Origin of the sequence: Paracidovorax konjaci (assembly GCF_900112675.1) — a bacterium.
In the GTDB taxonomy this organism is placed as follows: Bacteria; Pseudomonadota; Gammaproteobacteria; order Burkholderiales; family Burkholderiaceae_C; genus Paracidovorax; species Paracidovorax konjaci.
In genome coordinates this window covers 15,116-35,845 of record NZ_FOMQ01000004.1, presented here as the reverse complement: position 1 = coordinate 35,845, position 20,730 = coordinate 15,116, and the positions used below count along the sequence as shown (strand labels likewise).

General features: G+C 61.3%; 20 protein-coding genes and 5 pseudogenes. 20 read left to right on the top strand and 5 right to left on the bottom strand.

Annotated elements, in window-relative coordinates; genetic code table 11:
- The first annotated feature begins 6 nt into the window (after positions 1–6).
- From BM144_RS06700 to hemP, 4 genes are all read left to right on the top strand, one after another.
- On the top strand, positions 7–708 hold the full coding sequence (locus BM144_RS06700; RefSeq protein WP_092950537.1) for an energy transducer TonB: 702 nt from the start codon (positions 7–9) through the stop codon (positions 706–708).
- A 35-nt stretch (positions 709–743) separates the two neighbouring features.
- Positions 744–1,460, top strand: coding sequence for a MotA/TolQ/ExbB proton channel family protein (locus BM144_RS06695; RefSeq protein WP_092950536.1), 717 nt, complete (start codon positions 744–746; stop codon positions 1,458–1,460).
- Between the two features lie 6 nt (positions 1,461–1,466).
- Entirely contained in the window at positions 1,467–1,874 is a 408-nt protein-coding gene (locus tag BM144_RS06690; RefSeq protein WP_092950535.1) for an ExbD/TolR family protein, read from the top strand.
- A 93-nt stretch (positions 1,875–1,967) separates the two neighbouring features.
- Positions 1,968–2,180, top strand: coding sequence for a hemin uptake protein HemP (gene hemP, locus BM144_RS06685; protein WP_092950534.1), 213 nt, complete (start codon positions 1,968–1,970; stop codon positions 2,178–2,180).
- Between the two features lie 182 nt (positions 2,181–2,362).
- On the opposite strand, the gene BM144_RS06680 is transcribed toward hemP, so the two are convergent.
- The gene (locus BM144_RS06680; protein WP_092950533.1) at positions 2,363–2,770 is read right to left on the bottom strand and encodes a GlcG/HbpS family heme-binding protein; all 408 of its coding nucleotides are present in this window, start codon (positions 2,768–2,770) and stop codon (positions 2,363–2,365) included.
- A gap of 250 nt (positions 2,771–3,020) precedes the next feature.
- Between BM144_RS06680 and BM144_RS06675 the strand changes: the two genes are divergently transcribed.
- From BM144_RS06675 to BM144_RS06655, 5 genes and pseudogenes are all read left to right on the top strand, one after another.
- Positions 3,021–3,713 carry a Bax inhibitor-1/YccA family protein gene (locus BM144_RS06675; protein ID WP_092950532.1) on the top strand — a complete coding sequence of 231 codons (693 nt, stop codon included), beginning with the start codon at positions 3,021–3,023 and terminating at the stop codon, positions 3,711–3,713.
- 146 nt (positions 3,714–3,859) lie between these two features.
- Positions 3,860–4,270 (top strand): hypothetical protein, encoded by a 411-nt coding sequence (locus tag BM144_RS06670; protein ID WP_092950531.1) that lies wholly within the window; start codon positions 3,860–3,862, stop codon positions 4,268–4,270.
- A 212-nt stretch (positions 4,271–4,482) separates the two neighbouring features.
- Entirely contained in the window at positions 4,483–5,685 is a 1,203-nt protein-coding gene (locus BM144_RS06665) for a tyrosine-type recombinase/integrase (protein WP_092950530.1), read from the top strand.
- Positions 5,682–6,746 carry a PDDEXK nuclease domain-containing protein gene (locus BM144_RS06660; protein WP_092950529.1) on the top strand — a complete coding sequence of 355 codons (1,065 nt, stop codon included), beginning with the start codon at positions 5,682–5,684 and terminating at the stop codon, positions 6,744–6,746. The genes BM144_RS06665 and BM144_RS06660 overlap by 4 nt, the downstream gene beginning before the upstream one ends.
- Positions 6,747–7,054: 308 nt before the next feature.
- A pseudogene (locus BM144_RS06655) lies at positions 7,055–7,545 on the top strand (JAB domain-containing protein).
- Positions 7,546–7,611: 66 nt separating this feature from the next.
- Here the strand turns inward: BM144_RS06655 and BM144_RS06650 are convergent.
- The gene (locus tag BM144_RS06650; RefSeq protein WP_092950528.1) at positions 7,612–9,915 is read right to left on the bottom strand and encodes an ATP-binding protein; all 2,304 of its coding nucleotides are present in this window, start codon (positions 9,913–9,915) and stop codon (positions 7,612–7,614) included.
- Between the two features lie 548 nt (positions 9,916–10,463).
- Here BM144_RS06650 and BM144_RS06645 point away from each other — a divergent pair.
- From BM144_RS06645 to BM144_RS06635, 3 genes and pseudogenes are all read left to right on the top strand, one after another.
- Positions 10,464–11,293: pseudogene (locus tag BM144_RS06645) on the top strand (DUF932 domain-containing protein).
- 81 nt (positions 11,294–11,374) lie between these two features.
- Entirely contained in the window at positions 11,375–13,459 is a 2,085-nt protein-coding gene (locus BM144_RS06640; protein WP_092950527.1) for a ParB/RepB/Spo0J family partition protein, read from the top strand.
- Between the two features lie 572 nt (positions 13,460–14,031).
- Positions 14,032–14,345 (top strand): annotated as a pseudogene (locus BM144_RS06635) (DUF736 domain-containing protein).
- A 42-nt stretch (positions 14,346–14,387) separates the two neighbouring features.
- On the opposite strand, the gene BM144_RS06630 reads toward BM144_RS06635, so the two are convergent.
- The 3 genes from BM144_RS06630 to BM144_RS06620 are packed head-to-tail and all read right to left on the bottom strand — an operon-like array spanning position 14,388 to position 15,878.
- Entirely contained in the window at positions 14,388–15,284 is an 897-nt protein-coding gene (locus BM144_RS06630; RefSeq protein WP_092950526.1) for a TIR domain-containing protein, read from the bottom strand.
- Entirely contained in the window at positions 15,284–15,571 is a 288-nt protein-coding gene (locus BM144_RS06625) for a YuaX family protein (RefSeq protein WP_028624774.1), read from the bottom strand. Before BM144_RS06625 ends, BM144_RS06630 begins: the two co-directional genes overlap by 1 nt.
- 13 nt (positions 15,572–15,584) lie before the next feature.
- A complete protein-coding gene (locus BM144_RS06620; protein ID WP_092950525.1) occupies positions 15,585–15,878 on the bottom strand; it encodes a helix-turn-helix domain-containing protein in 294 nt (97 codons plus the stop codon).
- A gap of 271 nt (positions 15,879–16,149) precedes the next feature.
- Between BM144_RS06620 and BM144_RS06615 the strand changes: the two genes are divergently transcribed.
- The 8 genes and pseudogenes from BM144_RS06615 to BM144_RS06575 all read left to right on the top strand — a co-directional run bounded on the left by BM144_RS06615 (position 16,150) and on the right by BM144_RS06575 (position 20,584).
- On the top strand, positions 16,150–16,497 hold the full coding sequence (locus BM144_RS06615) for a DUF2958 domain-containing protein (RefSeq protein WP_092950524.1): 348 nt from the start codon (positions 16,150–16,152) through the stop codon (positions 16,495–16,497).
- 292 nt (positions 16,498–16,789) lie between these two features.
- A pseudogene (locus BM144_RS06610) lies at positions 16,790–17,029 on the top strand (DNA -binding domain-containing protein); the annotation flags it as partial.
- 83 nt (positions 17,030–17,112) lie between these two features.
- Entirely contained in the window at positions 17,113–17,394 is a 282-nt protein-coding gene (locus BM144_RS06605) for a helix-turn-helix domain-containing protein (RefSeq protein ID WP_003462972.1), read from the top strand.
- A gap of 26 nt (positions 17,395–17,420) precedes the next feature.
- Entirely contained in the window at positions 17,421–18,269 is an 849-nt protein-coding gene (locus BM144_RS06600) for a replication initiator protein A (RefSeq protein WP_217644328.1), read from the top strand.
- Between the two features lie 265 nt (positions 18,270–18,534).
- A pseudogene (parA, locus tag BM144_RS06590) lies at positions 18,535–19,162 on the top strand (ParA family partition ATPase).
- Positions 19,159–19,446, top strand: a complete 288-nt coding sequence (locus BM144_RS06585) for a chromosome partitioning protein ParB (protein WP_092950522.1) — start codon at positions 19,159–19,161, stop codon at positions 19,444–19,446. Before parA ends, BM144_RS06585 begins: the two are co-directional and overlap by 4 nt.
- Positions 19,443–19,988 carry a DUF2840 domain-containing protein gene (locus BM144_RS06580; RefSeq protein WP_092950521.1) on the top strand — a complete coding sequence of 182 codons (546 nt, stop codon included), beginning with the start codon at positions 19,443–19,445 and terminating at the stop codon, positions 19,986–19,988. Before BM144_RS06585 ends, BM144_RS06580 begins: the two co-directional genes overlap by 4 nt.
- Entirely contained in the window at positions 19,985–20,584 is a 600-nt protein-coding gene (locus BM144_RS06575) for a S26 family signal peptidase (protein ID WP_092950520.1), read from the top strand. Before BM144_RS06580 ends, BM144_RS06575 begins: the two co-directional genes overlap by 4 nt.
- Positions 20,585–20,730: the final 146 nt, after the last annotated feature.

Here is a 20,730-nt window from a genome sequence, read left to right as displayed (position 1 = left end):
TTTCCTATGTCCCAGTTTGATCGCTATGGCTCCTCCAAGGGCGTGAGCCGCAATGCGGTGATCGCCGGCTCGGTCGTACTGCTGCACGTGGCAGGCCTGTGGGCCCTGCAGTCCGGGCTGATGCGCAAGGCCGCCGAGATCATCGTCCCCGCCGAAGTCCTGAGCGAGTTCATCACGCCTCCGGCACCGCCCGCCCCGCCCGTGCCGCCGCCGCCCAAGCCGGCCCCCCCTCCACCCCCCAAGCCCGCGCCACGCACGCCCGCGCCACGCCCGGCCCCGATGCCGGTGGCGATCCCCGATCCCGCGCCGGCCCCGAATGCGCCGGTCGGCATCACCGAGCCCCAGCCGCCCGCGCCGCCGATCGCCGCACCCATGGCGCCGCCTGCTCCGCCCCCTGCACCTCCCGCCCCTCCGGCGCCTCCCAAGATCGAGTTGCCCTCCAGCGACGCGGCCTACCTGAACAATCCCAAGCCCACCTATCCGGCCATCAGCCGCCGGCTCGGCGAACAGGGCAAGGTCGTGCTGCGCGTGCTGATCGGCACCGACGGCCAGCCACAGAAGGTCGAGATCAACAAATCCAGCGGCTACGAGCGCCTGGACCGCCAGGCGGTCGATGCCGTCATGCGCTGGAAATTCGTGCCCGGCAAACGCAATGGCGTGCCGGAGACGATGTGGAACCTCGTCCCGGTCAATTTCGTTCTCGAATAAACGTTTCGAATACCTTTCAAGCTTCAGGAGTTTTCATGGAATCGCAATTCGGCATTGCCAACGTCTGGATCCAGGGTGATTTCGTCACCCGTGCTGTCGCAGTGCTGCTGCTCGGCATGTCCCTCGCCTCGTGGATCGTGATCCTCATCAAGGCCATGGACATCATCAAGTTCAAGAAGCATGCGCGGGCGGCGCGCGACTTCTGGCACAGCGAGGACTTCGCAGCCGGCATGGACAAGCTGGGCAGCGACGCCTCCAATCCGTTCCGCCATCTGGCGCTCGAAGGCCGCGAAGCCACGGCCCACCACCGCAACACCAAAGCCCACCTCCATGACAGCCTGGACGTGAGCGACTGGATCACCCGGAGCCTGCGCAACTGCATCGACGAATTCACCGCCCGCCTGCAATCGGGCCTGGCCATCCTGGCCTCCGTGGGTTCGACGGCACCGTTCATCGGCCTGTTCGGCACCGTCTGGGGCATCTACCACGCGCTTGTGGCCATCGGCACGTCGGGCCAGTCCACCATCGACAAGGTGGCCGGCCCCATCGGCGAGGCACTCATCATGACGGCGCTGGGCCTGGCGGTGGCCATCCCCGCCGTGCTGGGCTACAACGCCCTGGTGCGCGGCAACAAGTCCATCCTGAACAACCTCAACAGCTTCGCGCACGATCTGCACGCCTATTTCGTGACCGGTGCCCGCGTCAGCGCGCCCGGCGACCAAGGCAAGGTCCTGCCCATGAAGAAAGGCTGATGCGCCATGGCTTTCGGAACCCAGGACGACGCCGATGAGGTGATGAACGAGATCAACATGACGCCGCTGGTGGACGTCATGCTGGTGCTGCTCATCATCTTCATCATCACCGTGCCCGTGATGAAACATGCCGTGCCGGTGGACCTGCCCCGCGCTTCCAACCAGCGCGAGGACATCAAGCCGGAAACCGTGCGGCTGAGCATCACCGCCGACGGCAAGTACCACTGGAACGAGACCACCATCGGCGACGATGAACTCGAACCGCGCCTGAAGGCCGAGGCGGCCAAGGACCCGCAGCCGGACCTGCACATCCGCGGCGACAAGGAAGTGCGTTACGAGCGCGTGGCGCAGGCCATGTCGGCGGCGCAGCGCGCGGGCGTGCGCAAGATCGGTTTCGTGACCGATCCGCAGTAAGACAATTTCTTGCAAGAAGGCCAGGGCAGGTATTGACGATCATTTGAGAATGGTTATCATTAACCAATTGCCAACGCACCGAGGATCCATCCCATGCACGCCAGCCTGTCCATCCTGCCCACGTCCGCTGCCTTCTTCGGTTCCGCGGGCCTCCATGACCCGCAGGCGGACGCCCGGCAATCGTCGGCACCCGCCGTCGACAGCAGCGAGTTGCTGAAGGGCCAGAAAACGGTGGCGATCTTCCACAACGGCTCGATCTATCGCCTGCAGACCACCAAGCTGGGCAAGCTGATCCTCACCAAATAGGTTTCATCGTGGGGCGACTCCCGGGCGCCGTTCAGTGCCCGCCGGGTCGTGTTGGCCAGCCAACGGTTCGCCCGCGTAGCCAGGCTCTTTTTCATCCCACGCTCCAACGCAAGAAAGCCGGCCTCCGAAGAGGCCGGCTTTTTCTTTGTCCTCGTCGAGAAGGGGGCCCGGGCCCCGATGCGTCAGAGGCCGATGGCGGCGATGCCGGCGCGAGCGATCTGCGCATCCTCGGTGGATTTCACTCCGCTGACGCCCACCGCTCCCAGGCATTGCCCGTCCTTCAGGATCGGCACGCCGCCCTCGAGCAGGCCATCGACGAACGGCACCGTGAGGAACGCCGTGCGGCCGCCGTTGATGATGTCTTCGTAGGCCTTGCTCTCCTTGCGGCCGAGGGCCGACGTGCGGGCCTTGGCGGGGGCGATGTGCGACGACATCGGCGCGGCGCCGTCCAGGCGCTGCAGCGACAGCAGGTGGCCGCCGTCGTCGACGATGGCGATGGTCACCGCCCAGCCATTGCGCAGGGCCTCCGCCTCCGCGGCGGCAGCGATCTTCTTGACGTCGGCGAATTCAAGCTCGGGTTTGGTCTTCATGGAACTCCGGAAGGGGTGGATGAGGAAGCAGGAAAGAGAAATCGAACACGGTGCGTGCCGTAGGCCGGCACGCCAAGCGTCTGCCAGCATACCGGCTGGCGCCCCGGCCTTCAGCCCTGTGCACGGCAAAACACTGCATCCTAAAAGTACGGGAGTGCGAGAGGGTATTTGAAAGGTGGCTGGAGGGCACCACCTAGAATTTGCCGGTCTGCGTCGTGCAGGCCTCAACAGGCAAAGGGAGAGATAAAAGATGAACGATCAAGTCACGGTCCTGGACTCCGCGGGATATGGCGTCTCGCAGGAGCAGCGGCAGAAAGTGCTGCGCAATACCTACTGGCTGCTCGCATTGAGCATGCTGCCCACCGTGCTGGGCGCATGGATCGGCGTGTCCACCGGCATCACGCAGTCGCTGCGTGGCGGCGTGGGCCTGATCGTCTTCCTGGGCGGCGCGTTCGGCTTCATGTTCGCCATCGAGAAGACCAAGAACTCCGCGGCGGGCGTGCCCGTGCTGCTGGGCTTCACGTTCTTCATGGGCCTGATGCTCTCGCGCCTGATCGGCATGGTGCTGGGTTTCAAGAACGGCACCGACCTCGTGATGACGGCCTTCGCAGGCACCGCAGGTGTGTTCTTCGTGATGGCCAGCCTCGCCAGCGTGATCAAGCGCGATCTGTCGGGCATGGGCAAATGGCTCTTCGTGGGCGCCATGGTGCTGCTGGTCGGCTCGGTCATCAACGTGTTCCTGGGCTCCTCGGCCGGCATGATGGCGATCTCGGTGGCGGCCATCGGCATCTTCAGTGCCTACATGCTGTATGACCTGAAGCAGATCCTGGACGGCGGCGAGACCAACTACATCAGCGCCACGCTGGCGCTGTACCTGGACATCTTCAACGTGTTCCAGAGCCTGCTGGCCCTGCTGGGCATCATGGGTGGCGAGCGCGACTGACCCCCTCCCGCGCGCCATCGCGTTCCACGGACCCGGTTCCGCCGGCGCGAAGAAAAGGCCTCCCATCCGGAGGCCTTTTGCTTTTCATCAGGGCCGGTGCAGGGGATCCTCAATGATCCGGCCCACCTGCCGATAATGGTTGGAAGATGCCACACCGCAGCCCTCCCCTCCGCCGTTCGCCCGCCGGGCGCCTCCCGTGGCTCGCGGCCTGCCTGGCCGCCACACTGCTCCTGTCGGGCTGCGAGATTCCCGGGCTCGGGCCCGATCCGCGTGTGGTGCAGAAGGATGCCGAAGCAAAGGCCATCGGCGGTGCCTGCCGGCATGCGCTGCGGGGGCTGGAAGACTGCTTCACCCTGAACCCGAAAGCCACCAAGGCGCAGATCTTCGCGGGCTGGAAGGAAATGGACCAATACATGCGCGAAAACAAGCTCGAAGGCACGCCCTCGGTCCTGGGCAAGCTGGAGAAGCCCGCTGGAGCCTCCGGCCGGCGCGGCGAGGACGGCGGCGATGCCGAAAGCCGCGACGGCGGCGGCTCCTCCAGCCGCGGCCGGAGCTGAAGCGTTCCCCAGGGCAACGGATAGGCGGGTTTTTTATTTCAGGATGACTCCAGCACCGTACTTTGCTGGACTAAGACACAGCCAGATACAGCAGGTTTATCAATAGGTTAGGTGAGTTCAACATATGCCGGTGCTTTCTGAAACTTGACCCGGCTTCCCTTCTACTGGCTCCTACGAGGCTCTTGGGAATCGGGTCTTTCCGAGGAGTCTTCATGGCTAAGATCAAGCTCACCAAGTCCGCAGTCGATGCGGCACAACCCCAAGCGCAAGCCATCGAGCTGCGCGACACCCTCGTTCCCGGCTTCCTGTGCAAGATTACCCCGGCCGGTCGCAAGGTGTTCATGCTCCAGTACCGAACCAATGCTGGCGAGCGACGCAAGCCGGCCTTGGGCCTGTTCGGCGAGCTGACCGTCGAACAGGCCCGCTCGCTGGCACAGGAATGGCTGTCTCAGGTGCGCCGGGGTAGCGATCCGGCAGCGGACAAGGCCGAGGCGCGCCGGGCACCCACCGTTGAGGAGTTGTGCAAGAAGTTCATGGAGGACTACTCCAAGAGGCGCAACAAGCCCAGCACCCGAGTCGGCTATCAAGGCGTCATCAACCGCTGCATCATCCCGCTGTTGGGTCGCAAGAAGGTTCACGACGTGAAGCGGCCGGACATTGCCGGGCTGATGGAGAAGCTTTCATACAAGCAGACCGAGGCGAACAAGGCGTTCAGCATCCTGCGCAAGATGTTCAACATGGCGGAGGTGTGGGGCTATCGGCCAGACGGCACCAATCCTTGCCGCCATGTCCCGATGTTCCCTGCCGGCAAGTCCACCCATCTCATCAGCGACGACGACATGGGCAAGCTGTTCCGTCAGCTCGACAAAATCGAGGCCGAAGGGCTTGAGAACTACGTCATCCCTCTGGCTATCCGCCTGCAATTCGAGTTCGCTGCCCGCCGCTCCGAAATCGTCACGCTCGAATGGGAATGGGTCGATCTGGAGAATCGGCGCGTCGTGTGGCCCGATAGCAAGACCGGCGGCATGTCAAAGCCCATGAGCGAGGAAGCCTATCAGCTGCTTTCGACGGCACCGAAGCTGGAAGGCAATCCCTATGTGCTGCCGTCGCCACGCCATTCGGAGCAGCACCTGACCACGGGCGAGTATTACGGCGGCTGGTGCCGCGCGCTCAAGGCGGCGGGCGCGACGCATGTAGGGACGCATGGCATCCGCCATCGTTCTGCGACCGACATCGCCAATTCAGGTATCCCAGTCAAGGTCGGCATGGCGCTGACGGCGCACAAGACCGTCGTGATGTTCATGCGTTATGTGCATACCGAGGATGATCCGGTGCGCGAGGCGGCCGAACTGGTGGCGAACCGGCGCAAGACGATCACCGGCGCCAAGCAACCTCCAGCCGAGGCGACCGCATGACTAGGCGCAAGGTATCCACTCCTTCGCCCGCCGCGCCGGCAGCGCTGCTGGGCGACATTCGGGCGCTGATCGAAGCGGCGCGCAAGCGCGCCGCTTCGACGGTGAATAGCGAGCTGACGATGCTCTACTGGCGTATCGGCCAGCGCATCCATACGCAGGTCTTGGACGGGCGCCGGGGCGCTTATGGAAAGGAAGTGCTGCCCACGCTGGCGGCGCAGTTGGTGAAGGAGTACGGCAGCAGCTTTGCCGAGCAGAACCTGCGCCGCATGGTGCAGTTCGCCGCCACCTTCCCCGACGAGCAGATTCTCGTATCACTGATACGAGAATTGAGCTGGACGCACTTCATCGCCCTGATCCCGCTGAAAGACCCGCTTCAGCGGGATTACTACGCACAGATGGCCAGTACCCAACGCTGGAGCGTGCGGACGCTGCGCGAGCGCATCGACTCGATGCTGTACGAGCGCACGGCGCTTTCCCAAAAGCCGGAAGAAGCCATCGCGCAGGAGTTGGGGATCCTGCGCGATGCGCAGCGAATGTCGCCGGCCCTTGTCATGCGCGACCCGTACATCCTCGACTTCCTGGGCCTGCGGGACACTTGGCAGGAAGTCGACTTGGAAGCGGCGATCATCCGTGAAATGGAGTCCTTCCTGCTGGAGCTGGGCGCGGGCTTCTCATTCGTCGCCCGGCAGAAGCGCATCCATATTGACGGCGAGGATTTTCACCTCGACCTGCTGTTCTACAACCGCAAGCTGCGGCGGCTGGTAGCTGTGGAGTTGAAGGTCGGTGACTTCAAGGCGGCGTTCAAGGGACAGATGGAGCTTTACCTTCGCTGGTTGGATAAGCACGAGCGCGAGCCGGAAGAAGCCTCTCCGCTGGGGATCATCCTTTGCACCGGCAAGAAGCGCGAACAGATCGAGCTACTGGAGCTGGACAAGTCGGGCATCCACGTTGCCGAGTATCTGACCGCCTTGCCGCCGAGGGGCGTGCTGGCGGAACGGCTGCAACAGGCAACGCAGCGGGCACAGTTGCAGATCGAGCAGCGCAAAACCGACAACGAGTAGTCCTGTCCCAAACAGTCGGGCGTCCCGGCATGCTGCGGTCGCGCTGCGCGAGCCTCGCTCCTGTCGGGCCTCCATCACTGACGCCTCCGGCCCTTTCGGGGCTGCGCGCTTCGCTTGCTCCAAAACCGAGCGTGTGCAGTGAGCGGGTGTAGGCGGTCTTGCTGTTCCCTTCACCGTATCACGGTGTTCTCGCCGTCAAGGGCTACACGCGCTTGCGCCCTGGCGGCCAGCTGCGCCCCTGACTGCTTGCGCTGCGCCGAGCTAAACACGGTTCCGGGCAATTCCGCCCGAGCAACCGGAGCACGATCATGTCGCAACTGTCCTTTCCTTCGTTCGATTCCTCGCTGCTGGTGAGTGACGCGCACGGGCGCTATCTGCCGGCATCGGCCGACGACATTCTGGAAGCTGCGCGCCAGGTCATCGACCAGAAAATGCAGCGCGGGGCCGAGTTCACTTCGCCGGTGGCGGTTAAGGATTACTTGCGCACCAAGCTGTCCGGCTTCGAGCATGAGGTGTTCGCGGTGCTGTTCATGGATACGCGCCACCGGTTGATCGAATACCGGGAGATGTTCCGCGGTGCCATCGACGGTGCTTCGGTGTATCCACGCGAAGTGGTCAAGGAGGCGCTACGGCTCAATGCGGAGGCGGTCGTAATTTCGCAAAACCACCCGAGCGGAAGCCCCGATCCGAGCCTCTGCGGCACAGAGAAGCGCTGGGGCTGGTGGACGTATGCGTGCTCGATCACATCATCATTGCCAGCAACGCAACGGCATCGTTCGCCGAGTGTGGGCTGATCTAGTCCAAGGGGCTTCGGCCTTTTTTGCTGCGCCTCGTGACGCAACTATGGCCCTGGCGGGGCTGATGCTCAGGCCGTCGCCACCTGAATCATCTCGTGGTAATGTTTCTTGTCCACCTCTTCCAGCCACTGGAAGATGTGCCCAATGACGCTGTGGCTTTCGCCAGCCAAGTTCTCTGCAGACTCCTCTGTTATCTCAATAACATCGCTATGCGAATACTTGTTGATAAAACGATAGATCTTTTCTTTAAGTTCCGGTGTCGTGATGGTGCAGTCTTTCAAGCCAACATCCATTAGTTGACTAATATCACTTCTACGCTTTGGATATTTGAATGTAAAGAAGGATTCAATGAGCTTGCGTGCGAGGTTCGCCGTCAAGAATGCCTCGTCCCGGTTAAGAGTCGTATGCGCCCTGTATTCATAGAGTTTTCTGAATATGTAGTGGTACTCCGAGCCATAGTTCTTCAAAGAGTCGTCGGCATCAACAAGTAGGGAGTGACGGGGAGAGCCAGGCGGTGCATCCAAGCGATAAAAGAAGCAGTTCTCAGCCTTGCCCTTATTAACTCGGTTCCTATTTGTGCCAGTAAACCAGTCTCTCACCAGTTTGAAGTAGGTGAAGTTGTGGGTCAACACAAAAAGCTGCTTTGCATCAGTGCATTGCGTTCTCAAGAACGAATAGGCATGAAACAAGTGATTTGAATCAAAGCTTGACACCGGGTCATCAACGACGACGATCGTGTCCTTGATGTTGTTTCCGTTTTCCTTGAGTTTAGTGATGAAGTAGACAAACGCAATTGCAGTCTTTTCACCTTCACTCAAATTGCCGTCATGCTCACCAACCCCGTTTCTGATGATCTCATAACCCTTCTTCTCTTGATCGAAGCTTAGGCAAAGTTCAGAGCGGCCAATGAAGCGATGCAAGATGTCATTGAACTCCTTCGCCCCGACCGTTTCATTCGAGAGCAGTGCCTCTATGGCTCCAACCTCTTGACTAATCCTCTCAATTTCCTTGTGGTCGTTCTTTGCTTCTGCCTCAAGTTCATTGCATTTTTTTTCACTTCCGGCATAGTCAAATTCTTGCACCTCAGCCGCAGCAAAATGAAGTTCCAGTGCCACTTTGCTTTTTGAGGTTTCCGATTTGAAGTTTGAAGTCTTATTGTTGTGCTTTCCGACGAGAACAACAATTGACTTCAGGATGTCATTGAAATTGGCGACATCGCCTTCAACCACGTCAGATATCTGAATGTCTGTCTTCGCAGGGTCTGTGATCTTGGCTTTCAGGGCTTCCCGCCATACGTCCATTTGCTGGTCGATCTTCTCAGCAGCAGTTGCGTAGTCATTTTGGAGCTTTTCTGCCTCAGCGGACAGTTCTTTATAAAACTCGGTCACTGCAGGCAACTGATTGGTTGGAGCGCCTTGAGATTCAATCCAAGTTGCGGCGCTCTGAAGCCGATTCTGAAAATCCGTGAACTCCTTGCTGAAGTGGGCGGCGAGCGCCTCGGCACGAAGCTGGGTGAAAGGAGAGCCGCAGAACTCGCAGGATTTTGAGTCGTGGGTCTTATGGATTTCCAAGCCGGTTTGAACCCAGTCACGGATGTCCGGGTTTTCAGTCAGCCGCTGGATGGCTTGATTTACTGCTGTAGTCCCAATCAAATCCCTTATGCGAGTTGCCGCCTTCTTGAGATAATCCGGCTCAATAACTATTGAGGCGAACGTGATGCTTGGCAACTGATCTGGCTTGGCGGCGTTAGTAAGGTCAATGACCTTATCGTCTGGGAGAACCGATTCGGCCTTAGTAACGGCCTCACCGTTGCTCTGAATAAAGCTAGAGAGCTTGCGGCGATCGTAATTCAAGTAGTAGCTATCGCTCGTGTCGATTGCCTGAAGCCCCAGCTTCATCTTCTTCGCAGCGTTGGTTAAGAACTTATCTAGGGCATCACGCTGCTTCCTGATATCGCTTAGCTTCTCGTCGTGAGCCTTCTTTGCTTTCTGAAGATCACCTTTTAGCTTCTCCAGTTTCTGTAGGTCATCAATCTTCTCTTTCGCAATAAGAAGGATGCTCTTTACAGATTTATCCCAATCAATATTCTCGTGCACAAAACGCTGATTGAACACTTGGATATTTAATTGGGATGCGGGGAGAGTGGTTTCCGTGATTGTTGATCCGTTCTCCAAAACGACCGAGAACTGGCCCGCACTAAAGCGCGGAACCATCGAGCGGAGCTCAAAGCAAGAAAATAGATTCGATAGAGTTGACTTGCCTGTTCCATTCCAACCGTAGACGAGGTTATATCGGCCAAACTTCTGAATCTTCGTTCCATTGAAGTCGCTGAAGATACCGAACTGTTTAAGGCGGCTGATACTGACGATCATTATTAAGACCTCCGTGTTTTTTCTTCAGCAACATTTGCTTGCAAAACAAATAATAAATCAATATCTCGTTGGCGTCTCCACTTGGCGGACCACGCTGCTCCAGGTTCGCTATTCGCTCATCCCTGACGGGACTGGCTTCCGCCAGCCTTACACATCCCTGACGCCTCCGGCCCGGCTTCCAGCTTCGGGCCTGCGCGCTTCGCTTGCGTGCGGTTTGCACATCGTGGCGGCCGTTGCCATGTCCAGCCGTCTCTCCTAACTCCATCACCTTGCTCGCGACTGTAGCCCGTGGCCGCGTGCCGTCAAGGCGCGCCAGGCCGTGTCCTCGGCTACGCCTGCGGGCCGCACCTACCTGCCGCTTTGCTCCTTGACGGCCCACGTCCGAGGGCTCCTGACCGTCGCGGGCGATGAACTCAGGAAAGACGGTGGCAAAAGGGCCAACCGGGTTCCTCGTGCCAACCGCACCGAACAGCCGAAAGGCTGGGCTCCGAATCTAGGAATCCGGTGTGCGGTTTGAACAGCAAACCCTTTTCGTCAGGAGAAAGACCATGCAACTCGCATCCCGTTTTGCTTCCCGTTCCCCGGTACTGCGCAGCGATTCCCCGCTGTCCGATGACCAAATTCACCGCGTGGCCCCGTCAATCTTTGCGGAAGCGCCCCACGAAAGCCGTTCACAGCGTTACGCCTATATCCCCACCGCCACGGTGCTGACCGAACTGCGCAAGGAAGGGTTTCAGCCCTTCATGGTGACGCAGACCCGCACCCGCCACGAAGACCGGCGCGACTACACCAAGCACATGATCCGGCTACGCCACGCCAGCCAGATCAATGCCCGAGGCGAAGCCAACGAAATCATCCTGCTGAACTCGCACGATGGCACCAGCAGCTACCAGATGCTGGCCGGAATGTTCCGTTTCGTGTGCAGCAATGGGCTGGTGTGTGGCGATACCGTGGCCGATGTGCGCGTGTCGCATAAGGGCGACGTGGCCGGGCAAGTGATCGAAGGTGCCTATCAGGTACTGCACGGTTTTGACCGTGCGCTGGAATCCCGCGAATCCATGCAGGCCATCACGCTGGACGAAGGCGAGGCCGAAGTATTCGCCCGCGCTGCGCTGTCGCTCAAGTACGACGACCCGGACAAGCCCGCACCCATCACCGAATCGCAAATCCTGATGCCGCGCCGTTTCGACGACCGCCGCCCGGACTTGTGGAGCGTGTCAACCGCACCCAAGAGAACCTGACCAAAGGTGGTTTGCATGGGCGCAGCGCCAACGGACGCCGCCAGCAGACCCGTCCGGTGCAGGGCATTGATTCCGATATTCGCCTCAATCGCGCCCTGTGGCTGCTGGCCGATGGCCTGCGCCAGTTGAAAGCCTGATTTCCCTGCGCGGCAGGGGCAGGCAGCAACCCTTGCCGCGTCATTCGCTGCTGCATTCCATCATCGCAAGGAGTTTTCATCATGAACGCCATCAACCACACCGAAGCCCAAGCCATCCACGCCACGGCCAGCGCCGCGCCTGCCGTGCTGCTGGAAGCCGCCGACCCGAGCAAGAATCTGATTCTGGTGCCGCTGTCGCGGCTGGTATCGCGCCCCACGGGCCGCAACGTCCGCAAGACCCCGCGCATGTCGATTCCTGAACTCGCCGCCAGCATCCAGCGTGTCGGCCTGTTGCAAAACCTGATCGTGACCGCGACCGCTGACGGTGAGCGTTACGAAGTCGTGGCCGGAGGCCGTCGCCTTGCCGCCCTTAAGCTGCTGGCGAAGAGGCGCCGTATCAGCAGGGAATGGGAGGTGCCTTGCCTGTTGGTGGCCGATGGCACCGCCCGCACCGCCAGCCTGACCGAGAACGTGCAGCGCGAAGCCATGCACCCCGCCGACCAGTTCGAGGCATTTGCCGCGCTGGTGGCCGAAGGCCGCCCCATCGAGGACATAGCGGCAGATTTCAGCGTCACGCCGCTGGTGGTGCAGCGCCGCTTGAAGCTGGCGAACGTCTCGCCCCGGCTGCTGGCCGACTACCGGGCCGAGGCCGTGAGCCTTGACCAGTTGATGGCCCTTGCCATCACCGACGACCACGCCGCGCAGGAAACCGCGTTCTACGATGCGCCCACATGGCAGCGCAGCCCGCACAACCTGCGCGACCGCCTGACCGAGCGAGAGATTGACGCCCACCGGCATCCGCTGGTGCGTTTTGTCGGGCTGGATGCCTACGAGGCCGCAGGCGGTGGCACACGCCGCGATCTGTTTGCAGAAGCCGATAGCGGCGTGTATCTGACCGATGCCACGCTGCTGGAACGGCTGGCGCAGGAAAAGCTGGCCAGCCTTGCCGCCGAGGTGAAGGCCGAAGGCTGGGCATGGGTGGATGCCACCCCCGGCACGACCCATGCCGACCTGCAAGCCTTCCAGCGCGCCCCGAGGCAACGCCGCAGCCCGAACAAGCGCGAAGCCCAACGCATCGAGAAGCTGCAAACCAAGATGCAGGCGCTGGCCGAGGCCGTGGATGCCGCACTGGACGCTGACGATGAAGAAAAGGCCGACGCCTTGCAGGAGGAAGGCGAACATCTGGGCGAACAGTTGCAGGCGCTGGAAGATGGCTTGCAGGACTACGGGGAAGCCGTCAAAGCTGCCGCCGGTGCCATCGTCACCATCGACCGCAACGGCGATGCCGTGATTCATCGCGGCCTGCTGCGCGAAGCCGAGGCCAAGGCGCTGCGCACCTTGGAACGCTTGCGGCAGGGTTTCGGCAGTGAAGGCGAAGCTGGGAACGACGACGCAGGCGAGGAAGCCGACGACGCACCCAAGCCCGCCGCCATGTCCGACCGACTGGCGCAGCGCTTGAGCGCCCACCGTACCGCCGCGCTGCAAATCGAAGTCGCACGGCATCCGCAGGTGGCGCTGGCCTCGCTGGTGCATGGCATGGTGCAGACCGTCTTGCAGGAAAGCCACTACGGCCACGATCTGCCGCTGGGCGTGAAACTGACCCAGCAAGACCGGCTGGGAGGCTTGGCCCCGGATTGGCCGGAATCGCCCGCCGCCGTGGCACTGCGCGAACTGCAACAGGTAGCAGGTGAAGCCTTGCCGGAGGACAGCGGCGAACAGTTCGCCGCACTGCTGGCGAAGCCGCAGGATGAACTGGTGCGCCTGCTGGCCGTATGCGTGGCATCCACAGTCGATGTGGTGACGCCCCGCGCCACACCGCACCAGCCCGGCGCGGAGCTGGCGCAGGCCGTGGGGCTGGACATGGCGGCATGGTGGCACCCGACCGCAGACGGCTACTTCCAGCATGTACCGAAGGCCACGATTCTGGAAGCCGTGGGCGAATTCGCACCGGAGCACGTCACCCGGCTGGCGAAGTTGAAGAAAGGCGACATTGCCAGCGAAGCCGAACGGCTGGCGGACGGCACCGGCTGGATGCCTGCCATCTTCCGTGCCGCAGCCCCGCAGCAGGACGCGCAAGACGTGGCGGCAGACCAGGAAGCCGAAGCACCGGAGGAAGCCGCCGTCGTGGTGAATGAGCAGGCGCAGGCTGAGGCCCTGGCCGCGTGATCTTCCCATCCGTAAAGCAAGCGCCTTGGTTTCGACCAAGGCGCTTTGCAGCCCGATCAGCACCAGCCCCAAGCCGTTTCGCCTTGGGGCTGGTGGTCAAAAATCCGGGCGCGGCAGTGGCCGCGCCCGGTTGGACATCCACAACTCTAAACTGTCACGCCGCCACCTTCGATCAGGCGACGTGGAGACGCCCAAGTACCTTTCAGCCCCCCCCTGCAGCAGGGGCGCTCTTGCTTTGTCATTGGGGCATTGACCTGGCCGTGTTAGGGCGCAAGCCGGTGAAGCCGTCACGCGGGGAGCCGAGTCGGCCATGTTTCCTTTCGGAGCGGGTCGGGCCAAGGCGTCCTGTCTGTATGTGAATCCTGGCGGTGGCCGGTCTTCTATAGCTGCAACCTTCCAGCGAAAACAATTCCCCCTGCGCTGCGCGCATTCCTCGCGGGACAAATTCTTTTCGTTTTCAGGCGCTCCACTGCGTTGCGCCCGCAAGCGGTGCAGCCAGCCCGTCCCCCGCCGGTCGGATCACAACAGGACGCGATGGGCGCGAACCCTGTTCAACCGAAAGGAAATTCATCATGGCAAACATCGGCACCTTCACCGCAGAGAAAGACGGCTTCACCGGCACGCTTCGCACCCTGACACTCAACGTCAAGGTCAAGCTGGTTGCCAACGACAAAGGCGAGAACGAAAGCGCCCCCGACTTCTGCCTGCAAGCGGCTGGCCACGACATTGGCGCAGCGTGGAAGAAGACCAGCGAGGCGGACGCCCCTATGTGTCCGTGACCCTGGACGATCCTTCGTTCCCGGCGACGATCTATGCCCGTCTGATCGAGAACGAGGACGGCACGCACGACCTGATCTGGTCGCGCAGCAAGCCCAAGGCCGCCTGATAGTCGCTCACCGCGCCCCGCCCATTACGGCGGGGCACAACTCTATGCACGCATGACCTTATTCCAGTCGATGCTATGACCGGCAGCTTCAAGCTCACGCGCAAGTGCCTGTTTCCAGCCCCCGCCGCTATCCATCGTCTCCCAAACGACACCGGCGAAATCGCTTGGAATTTCCAGCGTCCCGCGTTTGAGAGCACATACCTTGTCTCTGCCCAGACGGCCAATGAAGTATCCTAATTCCAAAAGCACATTCTGACGGGCTCTTGGCTCAGGCGTTCCTCCTTTTACGCAACCCTCATCGTCTGGCGTAAGCAGAACTACTGCGAAACCAACATCACTGTGAGCCACCACTTTTTCGATAATTGTTCGCCCTTGGTTAGCCTGTTCGTGCAAGATAATGGCTTCAAGCCCGATTCGCTCAAGAAATCGCGCCACTGTTTCACGAGCACCATCATCATGACCATGAACAATAAATACCTTGCGCGAAAATTGAGCTTTTAACATGGCATCCGTGCTCCCCTTGGCCTGGATGTAATGCTTGTAATCCCGCACAAAGGGAATGATTAGCTGGCCAGTAAGTGCGTGGATTCCAGCAATGACCTTTTTCCCGGAATAGAAAAAATGGTGTCCGAAATTGGTAGCGTAGCCGGGATCTGCCGCCAGCTTCTCGATTAAAAGCAACGTCAACCCCAGCGCCTGTTTGGGGTCATCTGGCCAAGCAAGCTGGGCGCTTCCAACCATGCTGCCCCCGGTCTTTTCACTTTCAGCGATGAACGCCTCAACGTCGAGACCTTCCGTGAGCTCGGCGTTGTATGGCTCAAGGTCGGGATGTCGTAGCAGTTGAGCCAATTTTTTGAGAGGTCTTTCGTAGGTTTGAAGCTGTGAGGACTGCAAGTCTAGAACTGCATTGTTTATTTCCGAGAATAAGTCTTGAGCCATCAATCATCCCCGTCCGACTTCAATCTAGCTTCTGCCGCTTTTTCAAGAATACTCTCCCGATACTTTTCCTTCATTTGTTCTGCGAGAGGGCCAACGATAGGGTTCGAAGAATATTCTCCCAAGCGGTCGTCGATCATTCGATTGACCGATTGAATTGCACCCTCAATGCTGGCGGGATCATTTGGATCAAAGTTTACGACCCCCAGTTCGCCATCTAACTCACTCAAGGCGCGCTGCGCATCTTTCAGGTTTTTCTGAAGCTTATCCAGTCCGGTAATTTTGAACACGAATCACCTCCCTTTATTTATTCGGATGCTCGGAAAACGATGAAACTTCCCGAGCAATGTGATCCATCAGTTCGTGGACGTTTTTTGGATCACTACCTGCATACGCAAGGACCAGCAGCGTGAGTGGGTGAACATCCAGCACGGCACAAACATCTTCAATTTTATTCAATGTTGGGCTTTTCAGCCCTCGCTCTAGAGAGCTGAGGTAAGTTCGGCTGGATACATCCGAAAACGCCTCCTGGCTCAAACCACGTGCCTTTCTGATCCGCCGCAGTGCATCGGGCAACGATGGCTTGAACGCTGTCATTCTGAACTTTCCCCAAAATCCAGAATGACAACCTATTGAACCCTATAGAGCTACAATCTATAGTGTTCATTTAGTCTGTTTGTTCTTTTACTGAAATCCGCATCGGCGGCCTTCTTCAAAAGCGGAGAGCCTGATCCGTGTCTTTCCTGACTTCCGTGCATGTGCCTTCGTGCTTCTACGCTTCTGCGGATGCGTGGGCTTGCGCATCTGTGCTTTCGTGGGAAGGTGTGAAAGCGCCTCTGCTGCTCCGCACATCCGTGGGAATACAGATATGACCTCGCTCATCACCGCCGACGAGCGCACGAGCCTGCTATCCAACGGCCAGGCCCGCGCCGCCGGGCAGGACACCGACCCGCTGCCCGTGGTGCGCCTGTTCACGCCAGATGCGCATGCCACCTGGCTGCTAGCTTCGCTCGACCCAGCCGATGGCGATACTGCCCACGGCCTGATCGACTTGGGGATTGGCATGCCTGCATTGGGAACGGTGAAGCTATCCGACCTGGCCGCCATCGTCGGGCCGCGCCAGCAGTCGGTGATGCGGGATCGCTATTTCCAGCCTGTGCGACGGTTGTCGGAATACCTGCAACTGGCCGAAGACAACGGCTCAATCACCGATTGAGCGCCACCGCCAAGCGGGGCGCACTGTGTCTATTTCGGTCTGGTCTGTGACCCGTTCGGTCTGAATCGGCAGTGTTGCACCGTAGCGGTGCGTGCCAGATCGAATCGGTCATGATGCCTGGCGCGGGCTGCGGCAAGCTGACCGACGCGGCATGCCATTGGAGTGCATTGCCGCCGTCGCACTCGGACGATTTCAGCAACGCATCGGAGTTCATCGGTCTTGACACTGCCAGTTTACGCTTCACCCATGACGTTTTGACGATGGCCTCGTAGCACGCCGTTTCGCCGTGGCGCTTCAGGCGCTGGACGCGACCCTCGCGGGCGCGTCCTTGCGCGAGGTGGCCGAAGGGCTGTTTGGTGTGGATGCCGTGGCCGCCGACTGGCACGCCGACAGCGCCTTGCGCGCCCGCGTGCGGCGGCTGGTGCGCCGTGGCGATGGGCTGATGCGCGGCGGCTATCGCCGTCTGGCGCAGCTTCCCCCCATTCCGCCGCATGCGGAGGGACGTTTCGCATCCGCTGCAGAACGTCCCTGAGCAAGAACCCCACGTTTCTTGAGACTGCCTCCATCCGGTCGCGCTGTGTGGCCGGGCTTTACCGACCGATGGAGGTTCACATCATGCGACCCGCTCCCTTGCGGCCTGCCGCCGCTCCCGCTGCCACACCTGCGCAGCCCCAGCGCTATCTCACCAACGATGAAGCTGCCGACTACCTGCGCCTGTCACCGCGCACGCTGGAGAAACAGCGCGTCATCGGTGGTGGCCCGAAGTTTCGCAAGTTCGGCCGCCGTGTGATGTACGCCGTGGCTGACCTCGATGCCTGGGCGGAAACGCGCAGCTTCGAGACCACTTCCGATCCTGAATATGCCGAGCACCACTCGGCTGACAGCCGTGCGCGCTGATCGGCGCATCGCCGGTGGCCATCGCCATGTCCCGCCCACCAGGGCGCGCCTTGCAGCAGCGCGAACAGCTCGACCTGTTCCGCGCACTGCCGGGCGAGGATATGGCACCGCGCGATGCCCAGGACTTGATGGCCTATCCATTCTTCTCGCTGGCGAAGTCGCGGCGCACAGCACCGATCGACTTTCGCAGCGGCAACATCACCATCCGCGTGGAAGGCACGCAGGAGCATGGTATTGCCACCATCTGGGATGCCGACATCCTGATCTGGGCGGCCAGCCAGATCGTCGAAGCCAAGGACGCGGGCATCCAGCCGTCCCGGCGGATGCAGGCCACGCCCTACGAGATCCTGCGCTTCATCGGGCGCGGCAAGTCGCTGCGCGACTACCAGCGCCTCAAGGCCGCGCTGGATCGGCTGCAATCGACCACGGTGGCCACGTCCATCCGCGAGACGACCGGGAGGCGCCTGCACCGCTTCTCGTGGATCAACGAATGGAAAGAACTGGCCGATGCCAGAGGTACGCCGCTGGGCATCGAACTGATCCTGCCGGACTGGTTCTATGCGGGTGTGCTGGACGCCGCCCTGGTGCTGACCATCGACCCGACGTACTTCCGATTCACGGGCGGTATCGAGCGCTGGCTGTACCGCTTGGTGCGCAAGCATGGTGGCAGGCAGGAATACGGCTGGCAGTTCGACTTCCGGCATCTGCACCGCAAGTCGGGCAGCAGCACGCGGTTCTCGGATTTTGCCTACGACCTGCGGGCGCTGGTCGCCCGGCAATCGCTGCCGGGGTACGAGCTGGGCATCGTGCGGATTCCCGAGGACGACATGGAATTGCTGACCTTCCGACCCGTGCCGCAGACGGCACGGGGATAACAGCAGGACAAGCTGTGGATGGGGTCGTGCTATCAGGAGTACGCCTATCGTGCTATCAGGAGTACGAAAACGCCGGAAAGCCAGTAACGGCGCGGGTTTGCGACCCCTCTAACATTACTAACTTAAATTCTCTAACTATTGATAGAGAAGCAGCATTGCGGTGGACAACTGCCGCAGGCCGAAAAACCAGCCAGCAAAAACTCCAAAAACCACCCTGTTCGGCGCGGCAAAAACAGTCCGGTCTTCCAAGCTGGAGGGCCGCGCCATGATCGTTGCCTTGCTCAACCAAAAAGGCGGCGTCGGCAAAACCACGCTCGCCACGCACATCGCGGGCGAACTGGCGCTGCGCGGCCAGCACGTCATCCTGCTGGATGCCGACCCGCAGGGGTCATCACTGGACTGGACGCAGCGTAGAAGCCAGCAGGGCTTGCCCCGGCTGTTCAGCGCCGTGGGCCTGGCACGCGAAACACTGCACCTGGAAGCCCCAGAGCTCGCCAGGCGAGCCGATCACGTCATCATCGACGGGCCACCCAGGATCGCTGCCTTGGCACGCTCTGCGCTGCTGGCGGCCGAGCGCGTGCTGATCCCGGTGCAGCCTAGCCCCTACGACCTGTGGGCCAGCGCCGAGATGGTGGCGCTGATCCGTGAGGCCCAAGTGTTCCGGCCTGCGCTACACGCGGCCTTTGTCATCAACCGGCGCGTTAATCGGGCGCGAAGCACGGCAAGCCTTGGCAGAACAGCCGTTGCCAGCGCTGCGCAGCGAGGTGCGTCAGCGCATCGTCTTCGCCGACAGTGTGGCTGCAGGCCGGTTGGCGCGGGAGACGGCTCCCGCTAGTGCAGCGGCGCAGGAAATCACCGCGCTGGTCGATGAGCTGCTGCGGTGGCCGTCATGAGCGACAACAGCAACCCACCCAACGGCAAACGCCCGGCCAAGCGCGTTGGCATCGGCACGCGTCCGCCCGCCAATCCACACGCTGAAGCGTGGATTCGCCAGGGCGATGCCGATGCGCTCAACAAAGGCGACCTCTACACCGCGCGCCTGACCCTCGACATCACGCCCGCCATGCGGGCGCGCATCAAGGTGTCGGCCTTCACGCAAGGCGTGACCGTGGCCGACCTGCTGCGCGGTTTGCTGGAGCGCGAGTTTCCAGAACACCACAGGGAGAACACGCCATGACCACATCCGCATTGTCTGCTGCCGCACAGCCCGCCATCGCGATCACGGCTGCGCACGCTGCACCGTCCAGCGAACCGGCCAGCGCGCCGCTGACGCGCGTGGCGCTGGCTTATATCGAACCGCGCTTCAATCTCTACCTTCGCTTCGGCGAACCAGTGCGCACGCTCCAGCTCGACCGCTGGCGACGTTGCGCGATGTTCGTGCCGGGTGCAATCCTCTGCCGCGTTCGTTGGCAGGCCAACGACTACGGCACGATCCGCTGGCAGCTCATGGTGATGCAGGCAGCTACCCCGTTTGATGCCGTGCAGCGCATCCCCGGCGTGCAGCCAGGTGCGTGCCTGCTGCTGCATGCCGAAGGTGACGCCAATGTGCGCGCCGTACTGGAACGCATCGACGGCATCGAGGCGCTGGATATAGCTGCCATTGACGTGTCGCCTGCGTACTGGCGCACGCTCGCCAACCGGCTCGCCGCGCATTTGCCGCTGCCCGAATACACCGCCGAGCGGCATGCCGCCTGGCTGGCCGGGAGGGAGCTGCCATGACCGCTGATTCCATCACCGCACGCACGCCGGAAGCCGCGCCGCTTCCTCGCTCGCGCCTGCGCGCTCGCCTCGTGCTGGCGGGCTTCGCCGCCATCGGCCTCGCTGCGCTGGCCTGGGCAGCTTTCGTGCAGCCGTTGCCGCGCCTAATCTACAACCCGTCCGACAGCGTTACGGTCGGCTGGTATCGCGTCGATCCGCAGCGCCACGGCACCGACTCGCTGCCACGTCCCTTATCTGTGGGCAGCGTCGTCCTGACCACATTGCCGCCAGATGTAGCCGTGCTCGCTGCGCAGCGCGGCTACCTGCCGGCACACGTTCCGCTGCTCAAACGTGTGGGCGCGGTCGCGCCGAAACACGTCTGCATCGTCGCCGGTCAGATACGCATCGACGACGTGCCGGTGGCCGCTGCGCTGCCTGCCGACCGGCTGGGCCGGCCGTTGCCATCCTTGCAGCTTTGCCGTCGTCTTGAGGCGGGTGAGCTGTTCCTGTTGAGCGTGACCAATCCGGCGTCGTTCGACAGCCGGTATTTCGGGCCGGTCAGCGCATCCGCCGTGATCGGCGTCGCACATCCGGTCTGGATGGAGACACGCCCATGATGGCCACCGATTCGCTGCACGTTGCCGTGCCTCTTATCGTGCTATCAGGCGCGTCGTTCTGCCGGTCTTCGCCGTGTCGTCGGGCGTGCAGTGCGGGTGCCAATCCTACGCATTGGGCACCGCACTTCCCGCTGCATTCGGCGCAG